General features: G+C 36.6%; 3 protein-coding genes. 2 read left to right on the forward strand and 1 reads right to left on the reverse strand.

Annotation, left to right across the window (positions count from 1 at the left end; translation table 11 throughout):
• Window positions 1–390 precede the first annotated feature (390 nt).
• Window positions 391–1014 (forward strand): exopolysaccharide biosynthesis protein, encoded by a 624-nt coding sequence (locus FJR05_RS02900; protein ID WP_168642732.1) that lies wholly within the window; start codon window positions 391–393, stop codon window positions 1012–1014.
• A 78-nt stretch (window positions 1015–1092) separates the two neighbouring features.
• Window positions 1093–2811, forward strand: coding sequence for an ABC transporter ATP-binding protein (locus FJR05_RS02905; RefSeq protein ID WP_168642733.1), 1719 nt, complete (start codon window positions 1093–1095; stop codon window positions 2809–2811).
• 600 nt (window positions 2812–3411) lie between these two features.
• On the opposite strand, the gene FJR05_RS02910 is transcribed toward FJR05_RS02905, so the two are convergent.
• Window positions 3412–4517, reverse strand: a 1106-nt coding sequence (locus FJR05_RS02910) for a bluetail domain-containing putative surface protein (protein ID WP_305791107.1), incomplete at its 5' end; no start/stop codon positions are given.

A 4517-nucleotide genomic window follows, 5' to 3' on the forward strand; every position in this document is an offset into this window, starting at 1 on the left:
TGAGCTTTCAGGTATCCTTTTTTCTATCATACTTTCTGCATGAAGGAAATCCCTGGTTTTCCTGTCAAAATTAACACACTAGCAGCACTCCAAAATAATCTCAACACTTTTAAATATCTTTGCATTTTTTATTTTTACCCAAATATTTACTCAATATAAAATAATTTTATCTAAACTTAATATTATTTTTTATTTTTATAAATTTATGAACGTTAAAATGTTGAATGCAACTTTTTGAGCAAATCGGATTTTATGCAGTTTAATTTACCAAAATTAATTAAATCGCTGGGTTAGTTTGGACTAGGGGAATTATTTTTGCTGAATCTGGTTTATTGATTGGGTTTTTTGACGGATAACTTCAACTCACTTGTAATAATTTTTGACAACATAATGGCTAAACTATCCAACGAATTACAACGCTATTTTTTTGAAGAGGAAAGACCGGAAAAGGTAACTTTAGCAGATATTTTATTATTAGCTCAAGAAAGAATTTTTGGGTTTTTGCTGGTGATTTTGTCTCTACCTTCAGCTTTACCAGTTCCTGCACCTGGGTACTCAACTCCTTTTGGTATTCTCATTTTTATTCTGGCTGCACAGTTAATTGCAGGTGCAAAAACTCCTTGGTTGCCACAAAAAATGGCGAATTATCCTCTGCAACTTACTACAGTTCAGGGATTTTTGAAAGCGGGACTGCCTTGGTTGCGAAGAATTGAAGCCATTGCTCGTCCGCGTCTATCTTATATTTGCACAACATTACCAGGTAGAATTACTATTGGTTGTGCGATCGCTCTGATGGCTATTTCGATGATGATTCCCATCCCGGGAACTAATACTTTACCTGCAATGGGTATTTTTGTCACAGCCTTTGGTTTATCAGAAGATGATGGTGCTGTTAGTTTAGGTGGTTTAGTCCTCTGTGTAATGGGAGCAATTTTAACTACCTCAATTCTGTTTGCTTTGATGTGGGGTGGTTCTAGTTTACTTGATGTAATTAAGAGTTGGTTAGGAAGGTAAATCAATTCTCTATGACCAAATTAAACCAAAAACTGGTAGCGTCAAACAAAGGAAAATATTTTTTGTGGATGTTACAACTTGAAAACACGTTCTAATTATTGGCAACTTTTACCCTATATCCGCACCCAGTGGGAAACTATCGCTAAGGGTTTTGTGGGAATTTTGGGATATGTACTGGCAACTTTAACCCTGATTAATGTCGCGGGTAAGTTGGCAGTTCCCTTTGGCGATGGTAATGTATTAGCGATCGCTCAATTAGCCGGAATCAGTGCTGCTATCTTTCTTGTCAGGGGCTTTTTTCAGTCTGTTCAAGATTTATACATGGCAAAAGCAGCTTTAAGGGTGGCTTTTTATCTCCGACAACAGGTTTATACTCATTTACAAAAACTCAATCTCAGCTATTTTGAAACTGCTAAGGCTGGAGATTTATCCTATCGTCTCACGGAAGATGTTGATAGGGTTGGAGAAGTTATCAATAAGCTTTTTCATGATTTTACTCCCTGTGCTTTACAGTTAATTGCCATTCCCATTTACATGATTTATTTGAATTGGCAACTTACTCTAGCGACGGTAATTGTTGCCCCAATTATGGGAATTTTAATTGGTTGGTTTGGGGAACGTTTACGGAAATATTCTCTCAAAAGTCAAAGTCGTATTTCTGATTTATCGGCTATTTTAACGGAAGTTTTTAGCGGGATTCGGTTAATTCAAGCTTTTGCAGCAGAAAAATATGAAATAGAGCGATTTAGTTATGAAGCCGAACGCAGTTTTAAAGCTAAATATTCGGTAGAAAGATTAAAAGCGATTCAAATTCCCATTGTCGGATTTTTAGAAGCTGTGAGTGCTTTATCTTTGCTCATGGTAGGAACTTGGCAAATATCTCAACGCAATTTAACAGTCGGTGAATTTTTTAGTTATTTAACAGCAGCAGCTTTGTTAATTGATCCTATTGGTCATATTACCAATAATTATAATGAATTTAAACAAGGTGAAGCATCGGTTGATCGGGTTTTTGAGTTATTAGCAATTCAACCAACAGTATTAGAAAAAACGACTGCTATAACTCTTCCGCCTGTTAATGGTAAAGTTGAATATCGCAATATTACTTTTGCCTATAAATCAGGAGAACCTGTATTAAATAATATTAGTTTATTAGTCAATCCAGGTCAAGCCATTGCCTTGGTTGGTGCTTCTGGGGCTGGGAAAACTACTTTTGTGAATCTGTTACCTCGATTTTATGATCCTGAATTTGGAGACATTTTTATAGATGATGTAAATATTCGAGATGTGACTTTAAATAGTTTAAGAAAACAAATTGGAATTGTTCCCCAAGAAACAATTATGTTTTCGGGAACTATTGCCCAAAATATCGCTTTTGGACAGAATGATTTTGATATTAAAGCAGTAGAATCAGCGGCAAAAATTGCCAATGCTGATCAATTTATTCAGCAATTACCAGAAGGTTATCAGACTTGGGTGGGAGAGCGAGGTGTGAACTTATCAGGAGGACAAAGACAACGAATTGCGATCGCTCGCGCAGTCCTTCTCAACCCGCAAATATTGATACTTGATGAAGCTACATCTGCCTTAGATTCAGAGTCAGAAGCTTTGGTACAAGAGGCTTTGGAGAGATTAATGGAAAACCGCACGGTGTTAATTATTGCCCATAGATTGTCAACTGTCAGGAAGTGCGATCGCATTTTGGTGTTAGAAAAAGGGCAAATTGTCGAATCGGGAAATCATGAGGAATTGTTAGAATTACAAGGAAGATATGCACGGTATTATGCTCAACAATAAGATCCATAAGATCCCCGACTTCTTAGAGAAGTCGGGGATCTGAAATTCTCGCAAGGCGCTATAATCCAATAATATGCTCATAGTTTAATCCCCAGCATTCTTTCTCAGATAGATCAGTTGTCATCGCTTTATCATAAGTTTAAATTATCCTAAAGCAAGAATACTTTTAATATTCATAACTTACAGCAATTTGACTTTATATTTTCTTAATAATTAATTGAGAATCTTTTTTATTTAGCAACGAGCTTGCAATACTTTCCGCGATTTGCTATAATCTTAGAGAATTTCATAATGGGTTTTTTATTGTCAATTTTGAAGCTTGAAAAAGATGTTAGTATCAAACCCTTTATTGACAGTAGTTTCAGAACTCAATTCCCCAGGATAATACAAAACTTTACAAAATTAATAGCTATTCCCTCAACAATTTTAGCCATAAATTTGCTCAGAAATGATCTAATTTGAGCGATCGCAGAAATTTACTATTGACAAATTGACAAAAAAGTGATATGGAATATTTCAATGTTATTAACTTTAGTGAGATTAAATGGTAAGGGTTTAGCACTGCTAAACCCTTACATATCAAATCAATTACTCTATCATCTAAACAATCACAAAATTATTAACATTCAATGTTCCTGTTAAACCTGTGACTTCGATGATGGCATCATTAGCAGCATTAAACCCTGCGGTTGCATCATTAACAGCGACAAAAGTTCTTTGTCCAAAACTGAATTGAGCAGCGTAATTTGAACCAAAAGCTGCTAATTTTGCCCCAATACCAGCAGCATCTAGAGTATTAACTGCTCCCACATCCACAAATCCAGCTAATGCCGTAGAAACACGGAACAAATCATTACCTGGAGTGGCGTTGAAATCAGTGATGACATCAAAGTTAGCTAGGAGAGAATCAGTAAGATTTTGGTAAACAAATTTGTCAGCACCTAAACCACCAGTTAAGGTATCTTTGCCACCCGCACCAGTGAGAACATCATTATTTGTACCACCGACAAGAATATCGTTACCACTAGTACCTGTCAAAGTCAGACTAGAGGGACTACCAATCACACCATCACCATTGGTATCTATGCCAAAATTAGTCTCTTGAGTGAAAGCCGCCGCAGAATTTAATGCGTATTGTCCTTCAGAAGAAACCCAATTCCAGTTATTATCTAAATTCCAGATATGTAGGAAGTTTCCAGAAATGTTTTTCCAAAGAACTTGATTAACGCCATTGACGGTTTCTGCGGCTAGGGTTTGCCATCCCGCGTAGATATTTTGAAAGATTTGTTGTCCACCATTGTTAATAGCAGTTGGGATAGCTTGCCCCACCTGAGCAAAAAATTTGTTGGCGGTATCTTTGACTAATTTAGTGTTACCTGATGATTCAACGGTGGTGTAAGGACTGCCAATAATACCATCACCATTGGTATCTATGCCAAAATTAGTTTCTTGAGTGAAAGCTGCCGCAGAATTTAATGCAAATTGTCCCTCAGAAGAAACCCGATTCCAGTTATTATCTAAATTCCAGATATGCAGGAAGTTTCCAGAAATGTTTTTCCAAAGAACTTGATTAACGCCATTGACGGTTTCTGCGGCTAGGGTTTGCCATCCCGCGTAGATATTTTGAAAGATTTGTTGTCCACCATTGTTAATAGCAGTTGGGATAGCTTGCCCCACCTGAGCAAAAAATTTGTTGGCGGTATCTT

This window comes from Dolichospermum sp. UHCC 0259, assembly GCF_009711935.1.
GTDB lineage: Bacteria > Cyanobacteriota > Cyanobacteriia > Cyanobacteriales > Nostocaceae > Dolichospermum.